Raw genomic sequence first — 19061 nt, 5'->3', positions numbered from 1 at the left:
TATTCAAGGAAGGAAACTAAGAAAGAATTGGTTGCGGGGGCTGGATTTGAACCAACGACCTTCGGGTTATGAGCCCGACGAGCTACCATGCTGCTCCACCCCGCGACTGAAGAAGTAAAAAATTGGTTGCGGGAGCTGGATTTGAACCAACGACCTTCGGGTTATGAGCCCGACGAGCTACCATGCTGCTCCATCCCGCGACTGAATTTTTACATCTTTATACTGCTGACTACTTTTAATACTTTACTGATAAAATCAGTAATTGGTTGCGGGGGCTGGATTTGAACCAACGACCTTCGGGTTATGAGCCCGACGAGCTACCAAGCTGCTCCACCCCGCGTCCGATTCGGGCACTATACTCGGGATGAGATCTGATGCAAGTTTTTTCGTGTTTTTTTTTCAAATTTCAGCATCTACAGAACAAAATCCGCACTGAATGTCTATTTTTTAATCTTTAGTGGGAGTGTTGAGAAAAATAACTGAACTAAATATGTTTACTCGTTTCATTCCCAATTTGGGTTTGCTATTGTGCGTTTCATATTGGATTGTTGGATGCGCTTGGGTGGTGGAGAATGAATTTAGGACTGACAAAAATTGTAAATAAGCGAGCAGTAAAAAATGGGTTGGTAATCAGTGTGTTTTTTTCTTTATTGGCAGGATGCCAAACTCATCCAACGGATAAAGGCCAACAATATAAAGATGGGCGTTTAGTACAAGACCTGCAAAAAGTTAACCAAGTGAATGTTCAAGGTCGGCCTATTAATGCACCTGATTTTAATCAACAAGTTGTTGAGATCAAAAATGCATCACCCCGTTTATTTCAAAATAACAGCGATACCTACCATGCTATCGAGAATTGGTTAATGGCGGGGGGAGAACCTGCGAAATTAGCTAATTTCAATTTAACAGCTTTTCAAATGGAAGGAGCTGATAATTATGGGAATGTGCAATTTACTGGTTATTACACGCCTGTTATCGAGGCTAGACGCGTCCCACAAGGTGAATTTCGTTACCCTCTATATGGTATGCCACCGAAAAGAAAATCCCGCTTACCTAGCCGAGCAGCTATTTACAATGGTGCATTGAGTGATAATTTAATTTTAGCTTATAGTAACTCTGTCGTTGATAATTTTATGATGGAGGTACAAGGAAGTGGTTATGTTGACTTTGGTGATGGCAGCCCACTTAATTTCTTTGGTTACGCAGGTAAAAACGGTCATGCATACAAAAGTATCGGTAAAGTGCTTGTTGATCGTGGAGAAGTACCATTAAACCAAATGTCTTTGCAAGCTATCCATGATTGGACAAATAACCACAGTGAGCAAGAAGTTCGCCAATTATTAGAAGAAAACCCATCGTTTGTTTTCTTTAAGCCTCAATCATTTGTCCCTGTTAGGGGGGCGAGTGCAGTACCTTTAATTGCTAAAGCTTCAGTGGCATCAGATAAAACATTAATTCCGCCTGGGACCGCATTACTTGCAGAAATCCCCGTATTAGACGGTAATGGTAAATTTACGGGGCAGTATGAAATGCGTATGATGGTTGCCTTAGATGTCGGAGGGGCAATTAAAGGACATCATTTTGATATTTACCATGGAACGGGCCATGAAGCTGGGAAAATGGCAGGTTTTTATAATCATTATGGGCGAGTTTGGGTGTTGAAAAAAAGCCAACCGCTTTTTGGTACAATGTAGTTAACGTTTTAACTAAGGTTGTTTGTTATTATGCAAGCTAAGCTTTCAGATGCTTGGATGCAGCGTTTTGCTGGGATCGGGCGTTTATATGGGCAACAAGCCCTTCATCTTTTTGCACGATCTCACATTTGTGTTATTGGTGTCGGTGGGGTTGGTGTATGGGCAGCTGAGGCGCTAGCTCGTTCAGGTATTGGTTATATTACTTTGATTGATATGGATGATATTTGTGTAACCAATACAAACCGCCAATTACATGCAATAAAATCGACAGTGGGCTTACCCAAAGTTGAAGTCATGAAAAATCGCATTTTGGAAATAAACCCTGAATGTGTAGTGAATGTGATTGATGATTTCATCACTGTTGATAATGCTGCTCAATACCTTAGTACGGGGTTTGACTATGTTATTGATGCGATTGATAGTGTTAGGCCAAAAGCTGCACTGCTAGCGTATTGCAGGCGCTTTAAAGTCCCTGTGGTAACGACCGGGGGAGCCGGGGGGCAGATTGACCCCACGCAAATCCAAGTTTCAGATCTCGCAAAAACTATACAGGACCCATTAGCTGCCAAACTACGTGAACGTTTGAAATCTGATTTTAATGTCGTGAAAAATGGCAAAGGCAAGCTTGGTATTGATTGCGTTTTCTCAACTGAGCAATTAGTTTACCCGCAAAGTGATGGGACGGTGTGTGCCGCTAAAAGCACCGCCGAGGGTTCTAAGCGTATGGATTGCGCAGCAGGTTTTGGCGCAGTAACCATGGTAACTGCGAGCTTTGGCTTTATCGCAGTTTCTCATGCACTCAAAAAAATGGTTGCAAAAGCGCAAAGGAAGGCAAGTCAAAGTGAGTAAGAATAGGAAGAGGCCATAAAATAGCCTCTTTCTAGCATTGATTATGCTGGTGTCATTTCACTGGCAATATTTTGAATCGCACTAATGAGTGATTGAATGCCATTTTGGCGGGATTCACTTAGCTGTGCCGGTAAGCCAGTTTGGGTGAGTAAATCATTAAAATTAATATCTATGATTTCCTGCGCTGTTTTTTGTTCTACCGCCGCGAGTAAAATGGTAAATAAACCTTTTACTACACGCCCCTCACTATCACCATAAAAGTGGAACGTATTATTATCATTGAGCAGTGCACCTATCCAGACGCGGTTTTCACAGCCTTTAACCTCTTGAGTTTGTTGCTTTTCATCGTCAGTTAATGGTGGTAACTTTTTAGCAAGCTGGATGAGCAAACGATACTTATCTTCCCATGCTTTGTACGTTGAAAATTGTTCAACTATTTCTTGAATTCCAATCTCTGTACCAAAAGGGTGCGGAGCAAAATCATGTTTAGTCGAAGTCATTAGGCTTCCTTCTGTATCTTTAGTCTTCATTTAATCATTTAGTATAGAAAGTGAGAGTGTGACTGCATCGATAAACTTATTGATGTCTTGCTGGTTGTTATAAGGCATTACTGAAATGCGCAAACACCCACTAATATTCAATGCATCCATTAAGGGTTGGGCACAATGCTGACCATAGCGTAATGCAATATTTTGCTCGGTCAAGAGGGTACCTAAATCGCTATGATGAATATCTTTAAAATTAAATGATAATAAAGGGGAGTGAGAAGGGTGATAACTCATAAAGTTGGGGAGTAATGACAGCTTCTCGTTGGCGTATTCCACCAAGGAACATGCATAAGCTTCAGCAGAAGTTAAATCGACACCTTCTAGCCACTTAAGGACAGCAGAAAAGGCAATGACGCCAGCAATATTTGGTGTTCCAGCCTCAAAACGCTGTGGGATAGGCGCAGGGGTAAAATGGTCAAATGTGACATCAGTCAGCATTTTACCTCCTCCGTGCCAAGGGCTCATTTGTTCTAATAGCTCAGTTTTCGCATAACAAACCCCAAGCCCTGTAGGGCCATACAATTTGTGGGCTGAAAATGCGTAAAAATCAATATTCAGCTTTTTTACATTTATTGGGCTATGTACTACACCTTGTGCTCCATCAACCAGAACAAGTGCCCCAACTTGGTGAGCCAACTGAGTTATAGCATGTAAATCAGTTTGATATCCCGTTACATTGGACATTTGTGTGATAGCAACAAGTTTGCTTTTTGTGGAGAGCTTTGATTTGAGCACATCAAGGCTTAATGTTAAGTCTTTTTCAACAGGCCATTTAATTATTTTAGCGCCAGTTTGTTGAGCTAGCATAATCCAAGGTAATAAATTTGAGTGATGTTCGATTTCACTTACAATAATTTCATCACCGGGTTGTAATCTTGAGCGAAAATAACACTGAGCAATTAAATTGATTGATTCAGTAGTTCCACGCGTCCAGATAATATTTTTTTCGCTGGGGGCATTAATCAATTTGGCAGTGCGGACACGGCCTTGTTCATAGTCACGAGTTAATTTTAAGGCGTCAGGGGATTGGCCCCGATAAACAGAACTACCTGATAAACGGTAATAATTATTTGAAGCATCGATCATGGCTATGGGTTTTAATGCGGTAGCTGCGCTATCAAAAAATAGAGTCGATGAGTCTAAAGCAGGAAATGCGAGACGAAATGAAGCGGCGCTAAAATGGTCCATGAGTTCTTTCTTTTAGTCAAAATTTATCTGTTATTGGCTATTGCTGAGTGTGGTGTAATTTGATTGTACATTTATTAGTACATTTATAGTTATTTTTTTGATTAATTTAAACATATCATTTTCAACCTAAGCATTGAAATATTTTGTTACGTTTGGTATTAATTGTTATCAATTATCTAGAATGTGTTTTTTAAAATGATTTAGCGTTTTGCATTACAATGCAATCCTTTTTATTCAGAAATTATTTTATTGATATCCTTTACGAACATATTTCAAGAATTATCTTAAATATCTAACTGAAAGTTTTTTCGGTACACTAGTAGTTATCTATAGATTATTGTATTTATTACGTTAAATTGCTTAAGTATTTATTGTTAGTGGTTTAAATAAATAGCAAAAAAAAAGCACCGCGCGTTGGCGGTGCACTATAAAAATCACTATGGACAGACAGGGTAAATGTACAGGAAGTGAAAAAACAGTAGCAAAGCTACAAAGTCTGGCTGAACCAGACAACTTGCAAACACAACATCACAACCACAAAGCCAAAAGTTCCAAAGTAACTAAACTCTGTAACTTTTCGTTCCGGCTTAGGAAGTGTGCATACTATAGGTATTTACTGGCGTATCCTCAAGGGACAAATTATAATGCTTCGGATGAAAAAAACTAATGAATAACAATATGCCAAGTAGAAGTGATTATGTCTAAAAGATTACCGCCCCTGAATGCACTGAGAGTCTTTGATGCAGCAGCTCGTCATTTAAGTTTTACTAAGGCTGCAGAAGAATTATTTGTAACGCAAGCTGCTGTTAGTCACCAAATGAAAAGTTTGGAGGATTTTCTTGGGCTCAAGCTGTTTCGCCGACGTAATCGTTCATTATTATTAACGGAAGAAGGCCAGAGCTATTATCTTGATATTAAAGAAATTTTCTCTTCTTTAAATGAGGCGACACGCAAGCTTCAAGCGCGAAGCGCGAAAGGGGCTCTAACAGTAAGTTTGTCACCAAGCTTTGCTATCCAATGGCTTGTACCAAGGCTTTCAGGCTTTAACCAAGCTTATCCTGGTATTGATGTAAGAATACAGGCTGTGGATAGAGAAGAAGATAAATTGGCAGATGATGTTGATGTCGCTATTTTCTACGGTAGAGGAAATTGGTCAGGGTTAAGAACGGATCGGCTGTATGCTGAATATCTAATGCCAGTATGTTCACCATCGTTATTAACAGGTGATAACCAACTTAAAAATCCCGAAGATTTAGCAAAACATACGTTACTTCACGATTCTTCTCGAAGAGACTGGCAAGCGTATGTTAAACAACTAGAGTTACAGAATGTGGTCAATGTACAGCAAGGGCCTATTTTTAGTCATAGTGCTATGGTTATCCAAGCTGCTGTACATGGGCAAGGTATTGCATTAACAAATAATGTGATGGCCAAAAATGAAATTGATGCAGGGCGTTTAGTTTGCCCCTTCAGTGAAGTATTGGTGAGTAAAAATGCATTTTATTTAGTCTGCCAAGAAAGCCAAGCAGATTTGGGCAAAATAGCGGCATTTCGCCAGTGGATCTTAGGGCAAGCAGCGAGTGAACAAGAAAAATTAGGCTTTATTACGGGTGACCAAGATGTGGCGCTTATTCAGTAATCAAGTAGTTAAATAAAAAGGTGTTACTGTGAATAGTCGTTTGATGTTAATTTTTGCTGGGATTAGTGGCTTCTTTACTGTTGCTTTTGGGGCTATAGGCTCTCATGCGTTGTCGTCAATCATGAGTGTCCACCAAATGGACTGGATTGAAACAGGCTTACGTTATCAGATGTTACATACTGTTGCGCTTATGGTGTTAGGTGCAGTTTTATTGCGTAAAGTGATTCTATGGTTTTACTGGTCAGGGGTATTTTTTTCAGTTGGCATACTTCTTTTTAGCGGTAGTCTTTATTGTATGGCCCTATTGCAGGTAAAATACTTTTCTTATTTTACGCCAATAGGGGGAGTATGTTTCCTGATTGGCTGGCTGTTAGTAGTAATTGGCGCTATGCGTCTAAGGAAATCGGCGTCACGTAATGAGTAATAAAATTGCACTATATTGCCGTCCAGGCTTTGAGAAAGAGTGTGCAGCAGAGATTACAGACAAAGCCGGGCAAAAAGAAATTTATGGTTTTGCTCGGGTAAAAGAAAATAGTGGTTATGTTATTTTTGAGTGTTACCAAGCAGAAGATGCAGATACACTCGCGCGGACGTTGCCTTTTCGAGAGTTAATTTTTGCTCGTCAAATGATTGTGGTGGGGGATTTACTAAAAGATCTGCCGCCAGAGGATCGTATTACCCCGATTATAAACGCGCTGAGCCAGCAAGTTGCTCGAGCGGGTGATATTCGTGTTGAAGTGGCAGACACGAATGAATCTAAAGAGTTAATGAAGTTCTGCCGTAAGTTTACGGTGCCTTTACGTAATGCATTACGTAAAGAGAAAATTTTACTTCCTCTTGAAAATTTTAAGCGCCCAGTGATCCATGTATTTTTTATTGCTCCGGGTTGCTGTTATACAGGGTATTCCTATACCAATAATAGTTCGAATTTTTATATGGGTATCCCGCGATTAAAATTTCCATCAGATGCGCCAAGTCGCTCAACATTAAAACTCGAAGAAGCTTTTCATGTATTTATTCCGTATGAAGAGTGGGAAGAGCGGTTAGCAAGCGGTATGAACGCAGTTGATTTAGGGGCATGTCCGGGAGGTTGGACATACCAATTAGTGAAGCGCAGTATGATGGTCCATGCCGTAGATAATGGCCCAATGGCAGAAAGCTTAATGGATACTGGGCAAGTTAAACACCACCGAGCTGATGGTTTTAAGTTTCAGCCAAGTTCACAAAACATTACTTGGTTAGTGTGTGATATGGTTGAAAAACCGGCGAAGGTGGCTGCACTGATGACTGATTGGCTAGCACAAGGTTGGTGTCGGGAAGCTATTTTCAATCTCAAGTTGCCAATGAAAAAGCGTTATGAAGAAGTTTCACATATTCTGGAAAAGATGAAAACACAGCTAAAAGAGCAAGGTGTGAATGTGTTAATTCAAGCTAAGCAACTTTATCATGACCGAGAAGAAGTCACTGTACATGTGATGAGAATTTGGTCTGCCAACCCAATGGCGCGTGAATATTACTAGTTAGTGTACTGCCATTCTAAAGGCCGCCAAGTGTGGCCTTTTTTGTGTGTTTATTTAGTGTAGTAACGTAGTTGATTTAAATTACCTTGCAAAGCTATATCTGTTTTTAATGTTGCAATATCACGGCAAATCAATGCAATTTGCTGCTGATCGACTAACTTTTTTTGCCATTTTTCTTCTAGTTCCGATAAATGAGCAAATAAATTTTCAATTGAATGATATTGTTGTAAAAGCTGCGTTGCACTTTTAGGGCCAATCCCTGCAACTCCAGGCACTTTACTACTGCTAATACCGGCAAGCCCCCAGTAATCAGGGAGTTGCTCAGGTGTAACGCCAAATTCCTTTTCAATAAACGGAACATCGAGCCAGCGTTTTTGAAAATAATCACGAATTCGAATATTCGGAGATAATAATTGGCAATAACCTTTGTCTGTGGATACGATGGTAACTGTATGCCCCGACCCAGCAATGCGTGTTGCTAAGGTCGCCGCTAAATCATCTGCTTCATCTCCTTCAGATTGCCAGCAATGTATCCCCTTTTCTTGGAAAAGAGCAATCAGAGTTGGCAGTTCAGCTTGTAAATCCTCAGGCATAGGCTGTCGACCCGCTTTGTAATCGGGTAGTTTTTCATGACGCCAACTTTGATGCCGCCCTTCCTCATCAAATACCGCCACAATATGAGTTGCAGCGGTATGATTTAATAATTGGGATATGGCAGATAAGCAGGTTTCACCACACGGGCTTCCTTGCACCGCATGGATGCGGCGTATTAAGTTTAGTGCATCAATAATTAATAAATGGATCATAAATACGCCATACCTAAAATGTTTATCCTTACTTGTAGACCATACTTATTTTACAATTTCGTAGCAAGGCTCATAAGCTGTACCACCTGGTAGCTTCATGCGGTGCTGTTCTACGAAGCCTTGCAGTAAAATATCCATTCGTTTCATGAGTTCGGTATCACCGTGGATTTTAAATGGCCCGTGCTTTTCTATTGCCTTCATACCAAACTCTTTTACGTTACCAGCAACAATCCCAGAGAAAGCGCGGCGTAAATCAGAGGCCAGTTTTTCAGGTTCTTGACCAGGATGAAGGTTCAATGAAGCCATATTTTCATGCGTTGGTTCGAATGGGTGTTGTAAATCTTGAGCAATTTTAATTGACCAGTTGAAGCTATAGGCATCACCTGTGCTACGGCGGTTCTCTTTAACTTTTGGCATGCTTTGCTTCATTACTCGGGCGACTTCTTGGGCATCGTCAATAATGATTTGGTAATGCTTACTGGCATCTTCACCTAAGGTATGACGGATAAAATCATCTAAAACGGTAAAATATTCAGCACTTTCTTTTGGACCCGTTAAGATAAGCGGCAGAACTTGTTCGCTGTTGGCTGGGTCCATTAAGATACCCAGTAAGTAAAGTAGCTCTTCAGCAGTTCCTACCCCCCCAGGGAAAATAATAATGCCGTGGCCTAATCGAACAAACGCTTCTAAGCGTTTTTCAATGTCAGGCATAATAATCAGCTCATTTACCAGTGGGTTAGGTGGCTCTGCGGCAATAATTGATGGCTCTGTTAAACCAATAAAACGGCTATTTTTATACTGTTGTTGAGCATGCCCTACAGCAGCACCTTTCATTGGTGCTTCCATTGCTCCTGGCCCACAGCCAGTACAAATATTGAGCTCACGTAAGCCAAGTTCGTTACCAACTTTACGACCATACTGGTATTCGATTTCATTAATGGAGTGACCGCCCCAGCACACAATCATGCTTGGGTCTTCATCAATATGTAATGCGCGGGCATTACGCAAAATGGAGAAAATCATATTAGTAATATGAGCTCCATTTTCAAGGTCTAAATGGAATTGTTCTTTTGCGTAGGTAATTTGTGCATGAACGAACAGGATATCACGTAATACTGAGAATAGGTTTGCTTGCAATGTACGGATGATTTTACCGTCAACAAAGGCTTTTTCTGGCGGGTCTATAAGTTCTAGTTTAACACCGCGCTCACGACGTAATACATTGATATCAAAATCTTTGCTTTTTTCTAATAGCTCTTTACTGCTATCAGTAAGGCTGCCTGAGTGTAGAACGGCTAAAGAGCAATTTCTAAATAATTGGTACAAATCGCTACTGGCCGTACGTTTTAGCATATCAACTTCAAGTTGAGATAGTAGATCCATAGATCCTAATGGACTGATATGAGTAATCAAGTAGTACTCCTTTACCCAGTGGGTTCTTGATATGTGAATTGTACTGTAAATGCATGGGTAACATTTACTTTCAATTGTTTTTCAACTACATGGATACTTATTGCCGTGCTAAACGACCTAATTCAGGCGTAAAATCCTCATTACTTCGCCATGGGTTAATATCAAGCCCTCCACGGCGAGTATAACGTGCATAAACACTTAATTTATCGGGTTTACACAGTTGTGTAATATCATTAAATATACGTTCAACACATTGTTCATGAAACTCATTATGATGGCGAAATGAAATTAAATAACGTAATAGGGCTTCACGATTAATTTTCGCACCGCAATAGTGAATTTGTACGGAGCCCCAATCAGGTTGATTAGTAATTAAACAATTTGATTTTAACAAATGGCTAACTAAGGTTTCTTCGACGATATCTTCTTGCGTACTATTTGCTAAGTAGTCACGGTTAAATTCATAATTATTGATATCAATTTCCTGATCATCAATACATATCCCTTGCAATGGTTGGATAGGTTGATGGGAAAAATCATCTAATTTATAAAGTGTAACGCTAACCTTACCATTAGCACAGCGGCTTAAATCATTTTGCAAAACGCTTCGCACATTTTCCCAAGTTTCAAAGCATGTTTGGTTAAAGCTGTTGAGATATAGCTTAAAACTTTTGGATTCAATAAGGTTTTCACTATGGGCATCAACACTGATTGAACCAATCGCAACTTGAGGGACACCACGTTGGTTTAGCCAAGAAAGCTCGTACATTGTCCAGATATCTGCACCATGAAAGGGAAGAGCATCAGCGTAGATCGCTAAAGGAGAGCGATTTAGGCTGCGAGGAACGGCTTGGAGTAATGTTGCATCATATTGGTCATGATAAGCCGTTTTTTTCCCTAACGTTAAATTATCAAGTGCGGGATTATTCTGGTAGTGTGACATATTGGTCCTTGTACTTCATAAACGAGAATGAGGTTAAAAGGCAGAAACTGGTACATTTTATTCGCCCGTAAACTTCTGCCATAATACCATTTATCCACCTTGTTGACGTCTTTCAATTTAACGCAGCTATAAAACCATATGAATACAACACTTTCTGTCGCATTGCATAACTTTACTGAGAAATATGTTTCTCAATGGCAACAACAAACTGGTTTACCGCCCGCTTCAACGGATTTATATGGTATTCCATCCCCTTGTATTGTTCGCACTGGCGAAAACTGGGTGTATTGGGAGCCTCAAACATTTCCAATTAAGGGTGCAACCCTGGATAAAGTCGCTACTGCATTAGATATCAATTTGCAAAGTGATATCCACACTTTTTATACCACTCAGTTAGCTGGTGATATGAAAGCGACATTTCGTGATATTACCCTTAATTTAGTGCAAGTTTGGAATGAGGATGACTTTATTCGCTTACAGGAAAATTTAATTGGCCATTTGGTCACTCAAAAGCGTTTAAAGCTGCCGCCAACGTTGTTTATTGCAACCTTAGATTCTGAACTTGAAATGATATCAATGTGTAATCTTAGTGGTGAAATAATCCTAGAAAAATTTGGTAGTAAAGAAAGACGAGTACTTTCTTCGAATTTAACCTGTTTTCTTGAAGAGCTGACTGTCATTGTGGAGCCAAAGGGGTAAGCATTTTATTACAACTTGGTGTAGGTAAAAGCTTACAATTAAGTTAAGCAATATCTTAAAGTTTTCTTCTTTTATAAGAATGATAATTATTTAACTTTTTATTTCATGGCGTTACTACCGTACGTGATATTTCATTTAATATTATTGAATTATTGCAAGCCATACTAGGTTGTTTTAGTAAGCGGTTTCATACATTCTTATCTCGCTGGACAGGGTAAGTCAGTTTAGCTTTTTATACCTAATTATAGGGTGTAAAAATTTTTAAAAGTAAGGCGAGGGATTGCTAAATAGGTTAAAACACCTATTAACATGCTTTTATTCAACAGGATGTTGAGTGACAGGATGTCATTTTGCAGGATGCATAAGTCCTAAAGCGTAAGCCAGTCAACCAAGGTTGACTGGCTTTTTTCCTGATAAATATTATAGAGTTAATAATAGGCTTTATTGGTTATGGTTCTTCAAGGCATTTTTATTAACGGCTAGTTATCATTTACATTCTTGCTAACGCAGGGCCTGCGAACGAAATATTAATGGCTGTTATGCTGGGAGTTTTTAGTTAATGACATAATAATTTCTTGGGTCATTGCATCGCGCAGCGCTTCGCGACGGCGAAACTCAGCTCGGCGTTGGCTTTTGACTGATTCTATATCGCGTACAGGCTCTTGAATTGGCAATTGGAACCAGCCGTCTGCGGTTTGCGTCCCATTGCACTCTAACCAAAAAGTATCATAACTTGATTTTAAATGTTGGCTCTTAATATGGCATTGGTTAGAAACGCCTAATATTGATTTTACATGGAAAAAAGTAGCGACAGCATAAACTGCGGACATTAATAAATTCTTAGGTCTCATACCGTGCATTTGTTTAGTAATTAACCTAACTTGGTCAACACTTTGCTCGGTTGAAGGCCCTTGTAAGGAGCATACATAAAGTTGGCCTTCAGGGCCGAAAGAAAAACTCATTAAATAGATCTCATCACCTGTTTCATTTTTCAGGTGTAGAGTGAGGTCACCTTCTCTTGGGTATTGTGAATATATTAAGGTTAATTGAGCAAAATCCCCTGATTTTAACTCAATATTAGCCACAACAAGCCCTTCACGTTTATCACAAAACATGGCTTCGATAGCTTCAGGTTTAAATGTTGTTTCAACTAAATTAAGTGTATAGCTAGCCGTAAGCAACTTTTGCTTTCCAGTCCAAGCCTTATGAAGGTATTTATTAATCGGTCGTTCAATGAAATGAGGAACACCTTCAATTGCCGCCGAAAATTGAGCACAACGGTAGTTTTGGCACATTACCTGATAGTGTTTATATTGCTCAGTAGGAAGTTTAGTAATACGAATTTTTCTTTTTAATTCAACATATTTTGAGTTAAAAGCTCGCCAAACTTTACTTTCCTTACGCCACTGCTTTAGTAATCCCATAGATAAACCATTTTATTGTTAATTATTTTGTTTGTATTAAATTGAAAAACATTTGATTTTACTTTTATCAATCGAAACAAATCATCAACGAAACTTATCAAGTTAAGTCGAGCAGATAATTAAGCAGAAAATAATGGTATAGAGATATCAATAAACTTGTATTTCCTCGTTTTTAACCCCATTTATCCGACAGAATTGTGATGAAAAATAAAGTATATTTGCTTTGTGATAATTAAATAGGTTTAAGCATGAATATTGAACAACGCATTATTGAAAAACTTTGTCATCTAGAAGAGGAAATGAAATTAAAATCCCTTTGGAATGAACAGCCACCAAGTCCTGAAGCTTTTAAAAGTGTTGAACCCTTTTGTATTGATACAATGGAAGCTTCGGAATGGTTACAATGGGTTTTGATCCCTCGCTTGCAGATACTGATTGAGCAAAAAGCGGTATTGCCGACAAGCTTTGCAGTTGCCCCTTATTTTGAAGAGGCTTATAAGCATGACGAAGAAGAGCGTTATACATTGGTTATTCATCACTTGCGTGAGCTAGACGGCCTTTTTTCAGCGAAAACGAGCGGGTGAATAATTAATGCTGGAAATCATTTATCACGATGAGTATATGGTTGCGGTGAATAAACCGGCAGGTATGCTAGTGCATCGCAGTTGGTTAGATAGCAAAGAAACGGTGTTTGTCATGCAAACGCTGCGAGATCAAATTGGGCAATATGTGTATCCCATTCATCGGCTTGATAGGCCTACATCAGGTATATTGCTTTTTGCGTTGTCGAGTGAGGTTGCAAGGCTGTTAGCTGCACAGTTTGAAAGCCACCAGTTAGAAAAAGTATATCATGCTATCGTTCGTGGCTATTTAACCGAAGAGCAAACCATCGATTATCCACTCTTAGAAGAGTTAGATAAAATTGCGGATAAACACGCGTCTCGTGAGCCCGTTTTACAGGAATGTATTACTCATTGTAAGCCAATCGCCACCGTTGAATGCCCTATTGCTATCGGGCGCTACGACACATCTAGGTTCAGCTTGGTTGAATTAAGGCCGGAAACAGGCCGTAAGCATCAACTAAGAAGGCACATGTCTCACCTTCGTCATCCTATTATTGGCGATAGTAAACATGGTGATTTGCGGCAGAACCGGGGAGTTAATGCGAATTTTTCAGTATCACGACTGATGTTGCATGCCAGTTTATTAAATTTAAATCACCCGATAACAAAAGAAAATATATCACTAGTTGCGCCGTGGGACACACAATGGTTGTCATTAATTGAACAATTTGGGTGGTCAGATAAGGTTGTAAAGTTAGGAATAAACGTTATTAATTCGTCAAATGAATAAGAAATAGAGGGGGTGTTATGTCAAAAATAGGCATTTTTGTTGGAACTGTCTATGGTAACTCTTTGGCTGTTGCAGAAACGGCACAAGAAATTTTAGAACAGCAAGGGCATGAAGTGGTTGTCTTTGACGAACCTACCTTGAATGATTGGCAACACTACAATTCAGGTGAAGAAATTGCCTTAATTGTGACTTCATCTACAGGCCAAGGGGATTTGCCCGATACTATAGCGCCGTTGTTTAGTGAAATTAACGATGTTGTTGGTTATCAACCTGATTTACGTTACGGCCTAATTGCTTTAGGTGATAGCAGTTATGAAAGTTTTTGCGGGGCTGGGGTCCGTTTTGATGAACTATTAGCCGAACAATCAGCTACACGTATTGGTGATATTTTATTTATTGATGCAATTGAAGTGGACACGCCAGAAGAATATGCGAAGAGTTGGATTGAAGCTTGGGCTGAGCTACTTTAAATGCCTGCACCGTGGGATTACCCATATTTATAATAAATAGCGGTAATGCTACGGCGCAGTATATAATCACTTCGCCTGTAAATTATTTACGGGTAAGTTTTTCGAGGTCAGCTTCAATTTCTGCAATTTTATTTGAAACAACATGTTCTAAATGGCGTAAGTCATCAAGAATTTTGTGTTTTAAATCAATATCAGTTTGCTCTGTTTGGCAAATTTGGTCTAGTTCTTCAATCGCATAACGTAGGTTAGTATTGATCTCGTTAATTTCTTTGAAATTATTACCGCCATCGGCAATCGTTTTACGTTGGCGTGGGTATTTGAATTTTACGCTTTTAGCGAAAAACTCCCCTTTATCTTTGCGAAAATAGATTTTTAAAATGTCATTATTCGCTTCTTGACGCAAGGAATAGCGGTCAATGTCTTGGGGGTTACTGATGCCTAAACTTTTCAAATTATCGTACATGTTAGCTCGCTTTAATGTAGGAACAGAGTCGGTAAACAAAGTGATAGTGTGAGCAAGGCCGTAACAATATCGGTCTATTTCCCTTTATGGTACTACTGGTTTAAAGACGTAGGTTGGAAATACCCTATTACGTCATTTTGCAATAGCATCATTATAATGAAAAATAAAATAATACAGTTTTATTGATGGTAAACGGCAAAAGTCACGGACATATTATGCGCGATTTCTTGAAATTGACAAACTTCTCTTTGCAATTAATGCGCTCAGATGAACCACAAAATGAAATATTAACGAAAGTGTATTGAATATGGCCACCCGATTTGCATACAAGGTATGCGCTTCGGGATAGCTTCATGTTTAACCTAATTACTATGAAATGATTACAAAAACTGAGTAATAGGTTTTTAGATGGTAAGTAGTGGCTGATAGGAATTATTCATCAATACTTCTTAATAATTCATTGATCCCTACTTTACCCCGTGTTTTCTCGTCGACCTTTTTAACAATAACAGCACAGTAAAGGCTATAGCTACCGTCTTTGGAAGGCAAGTTACCGGAAACAACGACAGACCCCGCAGGTACACGACCGTAAAAGATTTCGCCAGTTTCGCGATCATAAATTTTTGTGCTTTGTCCCAGATAAACCCCCATTGAAATAACGGAGCCTTCTTCAACAATCACACCCTCAACCACTTCTGAGCGAGCACCAATAAAGCAGTTATCTTCAATTATTGTCGGGTTTGCTTGTAATGGTTCTAAAACACCACCAATGCCAACGCCGCCAGATAAGTGAACATTTTTACCAATTTGCGCACAAGAGCCGACTGTCGCCCATGTATCAGCCATGGTGCCTTCATCAACATAAGCCCCTATGTTGACGTATGATGGCATTAAGACGCTATTTTTAGCAATGTAAGCCCCTTTACGTACAGCGGCTGGTGGAACAACGCGAAAACCTTCTTTTTCGAAGCGAGCTTGGTCGTAGTCGGCAAATTTCATTGGGACTTTATCGAAATAACGGCTTTCAGCGCCATCAATGACTTGGTTATCTTGAATACGAAATGATAACAACACGGCTTTTTTGAGCCACTGATGTGTAACCCAAACACCAGCAATTTTTTCTGCGACACGTAATTTACCGCTATCAAGTAATGCAATAGTCTCTAAAACGGCTTGTTTTACTGGGATAGAGACGGTATTTGGTGTAATACTGCTTCTATCTTCGAATGCTTGTTCAATGATCGCCTGTAAATGCTGCATTGATTGTATTTCCCTCTTGAATGACATGAAAGTAAGCGTTGACCGCAATAATGCGATGAGCGCTATATTTTATCCTTCGATTTTAGGGCTTCTGTCAACCTTTCTGATAACTCTTGTTGCATATTTTTACTTAAGGCTTGGTGCTCTTTATCTGCTAACACAAAGAAATCTTCAACTTTTTCGCCAATAGTGGTGATCCGTGCGCCATATAGCGAAATTTCCATTTGAGCAAAAACATGCCCAATTCGCGCTAATAACCCTGGTTGATCTAAGGCAAATAATTCCATATAGGTACGGCGATCATTCGTTGAATGTAAAAAATTGACTTTTGTTGGAACCGTAAAATGACGTAATTTAGATGGAATAGTGCGTGGTTTTGGTAGCGAAATTTCAGGTTGTTGCACCGCTAGCAACAACATTTTACGGATATGTTCATATCTATCTTTCGACAATGCATTCCCGTTAGGCTCTAACACCACAAAAGTATCCATTGCCATATTATCTTTATTAGTAAAGATCTGCGCACTGTGAATACTTAAATTACGCCTATCAAGTTCACTAGCAACAGCTGCAAATAAATGGGGTTTATCATGGCACCAAATAAAAATTTCAGTGCCACCATGTTTAGGTTGGGTGCTTATCAGGACAAGCGGTTGGCTTAAATCATGCGCTAGCAAATGTTTGGTGTGCCAAGCCAGTTGTGATGGGGTGTGACGCAAAAAATAGTCGGCGTGACAACGGGACCAAAGCGCTTGCAATTTTTCTTCGTTAGTAGGGGACTGCCGTAATAATGATAAAGCTTGATAACGGTGATGGCGGATACGTTGGCGCAAATCAGGCGTGCTTTGCATCCCTTGATTTAACTGGTGTTCAGTGGATAAAAATAACTCGCGGATTAAACTTTGTTTCCAGCTATTCCATAATGTGCTGTTGGTCGCGCAAATATCAGCGACGGTCAAACACATTAAATAATTAAGACGCGAAACTGTTTTTACTTCAGCTGCAAACTGCTTAATGATATCGGGGTCTTGAATGTCACGCCTTTGAGCGGTTACTGACATCAGTAAGTGGTTTTTTACTAACCAAGCGGCAAGACCTGCTTCTTTGCTCGAAAAACCATGTAATAAGGCGAAGTCATACACAAATTCGGCTCCAAGATCAGAATGATCTCCTGAACGCCCTTTAGCAATATCATGGAAAATAGCGGCTAGCCGTAAAATCTCAGGTTGAAGTAATTTAGGGTAAACACTGACACAAAGCGGGTGATCGCGGCGATTTTCTTCTAGGGTAAAACTATCAATTTTTTGCAAGACGCGAATTGTGTGTTCATCGACGGTATAAGCATGGAATAGGTCGAATTGCATTTGGCCAACAATATTGCTCCAAAGAGGCGTATAAGCGCTTAGGACACTGTGAAGGTGCATAGGGACAAACGCACCTTTGATTGCTCTTGGATGGCATAATATTTTTAGGAATAGTTTTCGTGCTTCTGGCAGTTCACAGAGCGGCTTCACAAGATTTCGTCGCGCAAAACGTAATTGCCGTAAAGTGGTTGAGTAAATCCCTGTAATATTGGGATAGCGGGCCATTTGGTAGAACATTTTTAAGATAGTGGCAGGCTGGTTAATGAATAGGTCATCATCAATCATATCAATTAACGAGCCACGAAGCTGGAATTGAGAATCAATAGGACGAGGCTTTTCATCGGGGTTGAGGGTCAAAATGGCTTCATCAAATAGTTGTAATAACATTTGATTTAGTTCTCTAACGCGCCGAGTGACGCGATAAAAATCTTTCATCATTCGCTCAACAGGTTGGTTTTTATCACCTTGATAACCCAATAGATTGGCTACACTAAACTGGCGGTCAAATAACAGTCTATTATCATGGCGTTTAACCACTAAGTGTAAGGCGAAGCGAATTTTCCATAAAAAGACTAAACATTCTTTGAGTTCTTGGTGTTCCTCTTCGGTTAAAAAACCAAAACCCACCATTTCATCGACGGTTGTTGCCCCAAAGTGACGCCTACCTACCCATAGTAAGGTATGTATATCCCGCAAGCCACCAGGGCTGCTTTTAATATCAGGTTCTAAGTTGTAGCTAGTGCTATGGTAGCGTTGATGGCGTTCTTGTTGCTCTTCAATTTTAGCGGCAAAAAAGACAGCAGAAGGCCAAAATTCATCACTGAAAATCGTTTTTTGTAACTGTAAAAAGAGGGCGATGTCACCACAAATTAGCCTTGATTCAATTAAATTTGTTGCGGTTGTGAGGTCTGCATTGCCGGCTTCAATACATTCAGATAAAGAACGAACGCTATGACCAATATCAAAGCGAAGATCCCACAATAAAGTAATAAATTGCCCAATTTGAGCTGCTAATGTCTCAGGTAGTGGCTCTTTACTTAACACTAAGATATCAATATCAGAAAGTGGGTGCAGCTCATGACGGCCATAGCCACCAACCGCAATCAGTGACATCCCTGACTGTTTTTCAAATTTAAATGATTGCCAGAGACGAGTCAGTAAAGCATCGAGGTAGTCACTGCGAATATGAACTAGGTCAACGACATCTTTACCTTGGTTGAATGCTTCCTCTAGCCAATGGTCAAAATCATCGACATGTTGCCTTAAGGCACTGAGTTCAAGGTCGTGGGGACCAAATTGGTTTGGTGAGAGATAGGGAGTAGGAAGTGCCGTCATCTTTATCTTTCCGTAGTGATATCGATAGAAAAACTTATATCAGCTTACGGTTTTTTAGTAAAAATGAACAGAAAAAGAACCCCCTAATGTGAG

General features: G+C 39.7%; 18 protein-coding genes and 3 tRNA genes. 9 read left to right on the top strand and 12 right to left on the bottom strand.

Features of this window, described 5'->3' with window-relative positions; translation table 11 throughout:
• Positions 1-28: 28 nt before the first annotated feature.
• From ACIPUA_RS21330 to ACIPUA_RS21320, 3 genes are all read right to left on the bottom strand, one after another.
• Positions 29-105: transfer RNA gene (locus ACIPUA_RS21330), tRNA-Met, on the bottom strand.
• An 18-nt stretch (positions 106-123) separates the two neighbouring features.
• Positions 124-200 (bottom strand) — tRNA-Met (locus ACIPUA_RS21325).
• A 63-nt stretch (positions 201-263) separates the two neighbouring features.
• Positions 264-340 (bottom strand) — tRNA-Met (locus ACIPUA_RS21320).
• Between the two features lie 232 nt (positions 341-572).
• Between ACIPUA_RS21320 and mltA the strand changes: the two genes are divergently transcribed.
• Positions 573-1694 (top strand): murein transglycosylase A, encoded by a 1122-nt coding sequence (gene mltA / locus ACIPUA_RS21315; RefSeq protein WP_048606311.1) that lies wholly within the window; start codon positions 573-575, stop codon positions 1692-1694.
• Between the two features lie 30 nt (positions 1695-1724).
• Complete coding sequence (tcdA, locus tag ACIPUA_RS21310; RefSeq protein ID WP_449060116.1) at positions 1725-2543, top strand: tRNA cyclic N6-threonylcarbamoyladenosine(37) synthase TcdA; 819 nt, start codon at positions 1725-1727, stop codon at positions 2541-2543.
• 41 nt (positions 2544-2584) lie between these two features.
• Here the strand turns inward: tcdA and csdE are convergent, their stop codons facing one another.
• Both csdE and csdA read right to left on the bottom strand, forming a co-directional pair.
• On the bottom strand, positions 2585-3043 hold the full coding sequence (csdE, locus tag ACIPUA_RS21305) for a cysteine desulfurase sulfur acceptor subunit CsdE (protein WP_048606312.1): 459 nt from the start codon (positions 3041-3043) through the stop codon (positions 2585-2587).
• 30 nt (positions 3044-3073) lie between these two features.
• Complete coding sequence (gene csdA, locus ACIPUA_RS21300) at positions 3074-4279, bottom strand: cysteine desulfurase CsdA (RefSeq protein ID WP_048606314.1); 1206 nt, start codon at positions 4277-4279, stop codon at positions 3074-3076.
• A gap of 697 nt (positions 4280-4976) precedes the next feature.
• Here csdA and ACIPUA_RS21295 point away from each other — a divergent pair.
• Genes ACIPUA_RS21295 through rlmM form a run of 3 tightly spaced genes read left to right on the top strand, consistent with a single transcriptional unit; the run spans position 4977 to position 7438 of the window.
• A complete protein-coding gene (locus ACIPUA_RS21295; RefSeq protein WP_042849002.1) occupies positions 4977-5918 on the top strand; it encodes a transcriptional regulator GcvA in 942 nt (313 codons plus the stop codon).
• 28 nt (positions 5919-5946) lie between these two features.
• Complete coding sequence (locus ACIPUA_RS21290) at positions 5947-6342, top strand: DUF423 domain-containing protein (RefSeq protein ID WP_449060115.1); 396 nt, start codon at positions 5947-5949, stop codon at positions 6340-6342.
• Complete coding sequence (gene rlmM, locus ACIPUA_RS21285) at positions 6335-7438, top strand: 23S rRNA (cytidine(2498)-2'-O)-methyltransferase RlmM (RefSeq protein ID WP_129466378.1); 1104 nt, start codon at positions 6335-6337, stop codon at positions 7436-7438. The genes ACIPUA_RS21290 and rlmM overlap by 8 nt, the downstream gene beginning before the upstream one ends.
• Positions 7439-7488: 50 nt before the next feature.
• Here the strand turns inward: rlmM and xni are convergent, their stop codons facing one another.
• The 3 genes from xni to queF all read right to left on the bottom strand — a co-directional run bounded on the left by xni (position 7489) and on the right by queF (position 10600).
• Complete coding sequence (gene xni / locus ACIPUA_RS21280; protein ID WP_042848999.1) at positions 7489-8244, bottom strand: flap endonuclease Xni; 756 nt, start codon at positions 8242-8244, stop codon at positions 7489-7491.
• A gap of 45 nt (positions 8245-8289) precedes the next feature.
• On the bottom strand, positions 8290-9657 hold the full coding sequence (ppnN, locus tag ACIPUA_RS21275) for a nucleotide 5'-monophosphate nucleosidase PpnN (RefSeq protein WP_042848998.1): 1368 nt from the start codon (positions 9655-9657) through the stop codon (positions 8290-8292).
• Between the two features lie 97 nt (positions 9658-9754).
• A complete protein-coding gene (gene queF / locus ACIPUA_RS21270; protein ID WP_042848997.1) occupies positions 9755-10600 on the bottom strand; it encodes an NADPH-dependent 7-cyano-7-deazaguanine reductase QueF in 846 nt (281 codons plus the stop codon).
• A 138-nt stretch (positions 10601-10738) separates the two neighbouring features.
• Here queF and syd point away from each other — a divergent pair, with 138 nt between their 5' ends.
• Positions 10739-11299 (top strand): SecY-interacting protein, encoded by a 561-nt coding sequence (syd, locus tag ACIPUA_RS21265; protein ID WP_042848996.1) that lies wholly within the window; start codon positions 10739-10741, stop codon positions 11297-11299.
• 527 nt (positions 11300-11826) lie between these two features.
• On the opposite strand, the gene ACIPUA_RS21260 is transcribed toward syd, so the two are convergent.
• Positions 11827-12723: a DUF535 family protein gene (locus tag ACIPUA_RS21260; RefSeq protein ID WP_449060114.1), complete on the bottom strand. Its 897-nt coding sequence runs from the start codon at positions 12721-12723 to the stop codon at positions 11827-11829.
• A 248-nt stretch (positions 12724-12971) separates the two neighbouring features.
• Here ACIPUA_RS21260 and ACIPUA_RS21255 point away from each other — a divergent pair, with 248 nt between their 5' ends.
• Genes ACIPUA_RS21255 through ACIPUA_RS21245 form a run of 3 tightly spaced genes read left to right on the top strand, consistent with a single transcriptional unit; the run spans position 12972 to position 14546 of the window.
• The gene (locus ACIPUA_RS21255; RefSeq protein ID WP_042848994.1) at positions 12972-13307 is read left to right on the top strand and encodes a YqcC family protein; all 336 of its coding nucleotides are present in this window, start codon (positions 12972-12974) and stop codon (positions 13305-13307) included.
• 7 nt (positions 13308-13314) lie between these two features.
• Positions 13315-14076 carry a tRNA pseudouridine(65) synthase TruC gene (truC, locus tag ACIPUA_RS21250; protein WP_042848993.1) on the top strand — a complete coding sequence of 254 codons (762 nt, stop codon included), beginning with the start codon at positions 13315-13317 and terminating at the stop codon, positions 14074-14076.
• Between the two features lie 17 nt (positions 14077-14093).
• A complete protein-coding gene (locus ACIPUA_RS21245) occupies positions 14094-14546 on the top strand; it encodes a flavodoxin (protein ID WP_042848992.1) in 453 nt (150 codons plus the stop codon).
• Between the two features lie 82 nt (positions 14547-14628).
• Here ACIPUA_RS21245 and ACIPUA_RS21240 read toward each other — a convergent pair whose 3' ends face one another.
• The 3 genes from ACIPUA_RS21240 to glnD all read right to left on the bottom strand — a co-directional run bounded on the left by ACIPUA_RS21240 (position 14629) and on the right by glnD (position 18968).
• Positions 14629-15009 carry a DUF3461 family protein gene (locus ACIPUA_RS21240; RefSeq protein WP_042848991.1) on the bottom strand — a complete coding sequence of 127 codons (381 nt, stop codon included), beginning with the start codon at positions 15007-15009 and terminating at the stop codon, positions 14629-14631.
• Between the two features lie 432 nt (positions 15010-15441).
• Positions 15442-16269, bottom strand: coding sequence for a 2,3,4,5-tetrahydropyridine-2,6-dicarboxylate N-succinyltransferase (gene dapD, locus ACIPUA_RS21235; protein WP_449060113.1), 828 nt, complete (start codon positions 16267-16269; stop codon positions 15442-15444).
• 62 nt (positions 16270-16331) lie between these two features.
• A complete protein-coding gene (gene glnD, locus ACIPUA_RS21230; protein ID WP_449060112.1) occupies positions 16332-18968 on the bottom strand; it encodes a bifunctional uridylyltransferase/uridylyl-removing protein GlnD in 2637 nt (878 codons plus the stop codon).
• Between the last annotated feature and the right edge of the window lie 93 nt (positions 18969-19061).

This window comes from Providencia sp. AGC89 (genome assembly GCF_053543535.1).
The sequence above is the reverse complement of the archived record's forward strand: the minus strand, read 5'-3'. Positions and strand labels throughout refer to the sequence as shown.

What these genes read in the sequence shown, in the direction of transcription:
- csdE (WP_048606312.1), bottom strand. Translation starts at nt 3,043, where the DNA reads ATGACTTCGACTAAACATGATTTTGCTCCGCACCCTTTTGGTACAGAG.
- dapD (WP_449060113.1), bottom strand. Translation starts at nt 16,269, where the DNA reads ATGCAGCATTTACAGGCGATCATTGAACAAGCATTCGAAGATAGAAGC.
- syd (WP_042848996.1), top strand. Translation starts at nt 10,739, where the DNA reads ATGAATACAACACTTTCTGTCGCATTGCATAACTTTACTGAGAAATAT.
- queF (WP_042848997.1), bottom strand. Translation starts at nt 10,600, where the DNA reads ATGTCACACTACCAGAATAATCCCGCACTTGATAATTTAACGTTAGGG.
- ACIPUA_RS21255 (WP_042848994.1), top strand. Translation starts at nt 12,972, where the DNA reads ATGAATATTGAACAACGCATTATTGAAAAACTTTGTCATCTAGAAGAG.
- ACIPUA_RS21245 (WP_042848992.1), top strand. Translation starts at nt 14,094, where the DNA reads ATGTCAAAAATAGGCATTTTTGTTGGAACTGTCTATGGTAACTCTTTG.
- ACIPUA_RS21240 (WP_042848991.1), bottom strand. Translation starts at nt 15,009, where the DNA reads ATGTACGATAATTTGAAAAGTTTAGGCATCAGTAACCCCCAAGACATT.
- tcdA (WP_449060116.1), top strand. Translation starts at nt 1,725, where the DNA reads ATGCAAGCTAAGCTTTCAGATGCTTGGATGCAGCGTTTTGCTGGGATC.
- ACIPUA_RS21260 (WP_449060114.1), bottom strand. Translation starts at nt 12,723, where the DNA reads ATGGGATTACTAAAGCAGTGGCGTAAGGAAAGTAAAGTTTGGCGAGCT.
- truC (WP_042848993.1), top strand. Translation starts at nt 13,315, where the DNA reads ATGCTGGAAATCATTTATCACGATGAGTATATGGTTGCGGTGAATAAA.
- mltA (WP_048606311.1), top strand. Translation starts at nt 573, where the DNA reads ATGAATTTAGGACTGACAAAAATTGTAAATAAGCGAGCAGTAAAAAAT.
- glnD (WP_449060112.1), bottom strand. Translation starts at nt 18,968, where the DNA reads ATGACGGCACTTCCTACTCCCTATCTCTCACCAAACCAATTTGGTCCC.
- ACIPUA_RS21295 (WP_042849002.1), top strand. Translation starts at nt 4,977, where the DNA reads ATGTCTAAAAGATTACCGCCCCTGAATGCACTGAGAGTCTTTGATGCA.
- rlmM (WP_129466378.1), top strand. Translation starts at nt 6,335, where the DNA reads ATGAGTAATAAAATTGCACTATATTGCCGTCCAGGCTTTGAGAAAGAG.
- xni (WP_042848999.1), bottom strand. Translation starts at nt 8,244, where the DNA reads ATGATCCATTTATTAATTATTGATGCACTAAACTTAATACGCCGCATC.
- csdA (WP_048606314.1), bottom strand. Translation starts at nt 4,279, where the DNA reads ATGGACCATTTTAGCGCCGCTTCATTTCGTCTCGCATTTCCTGCTTTA.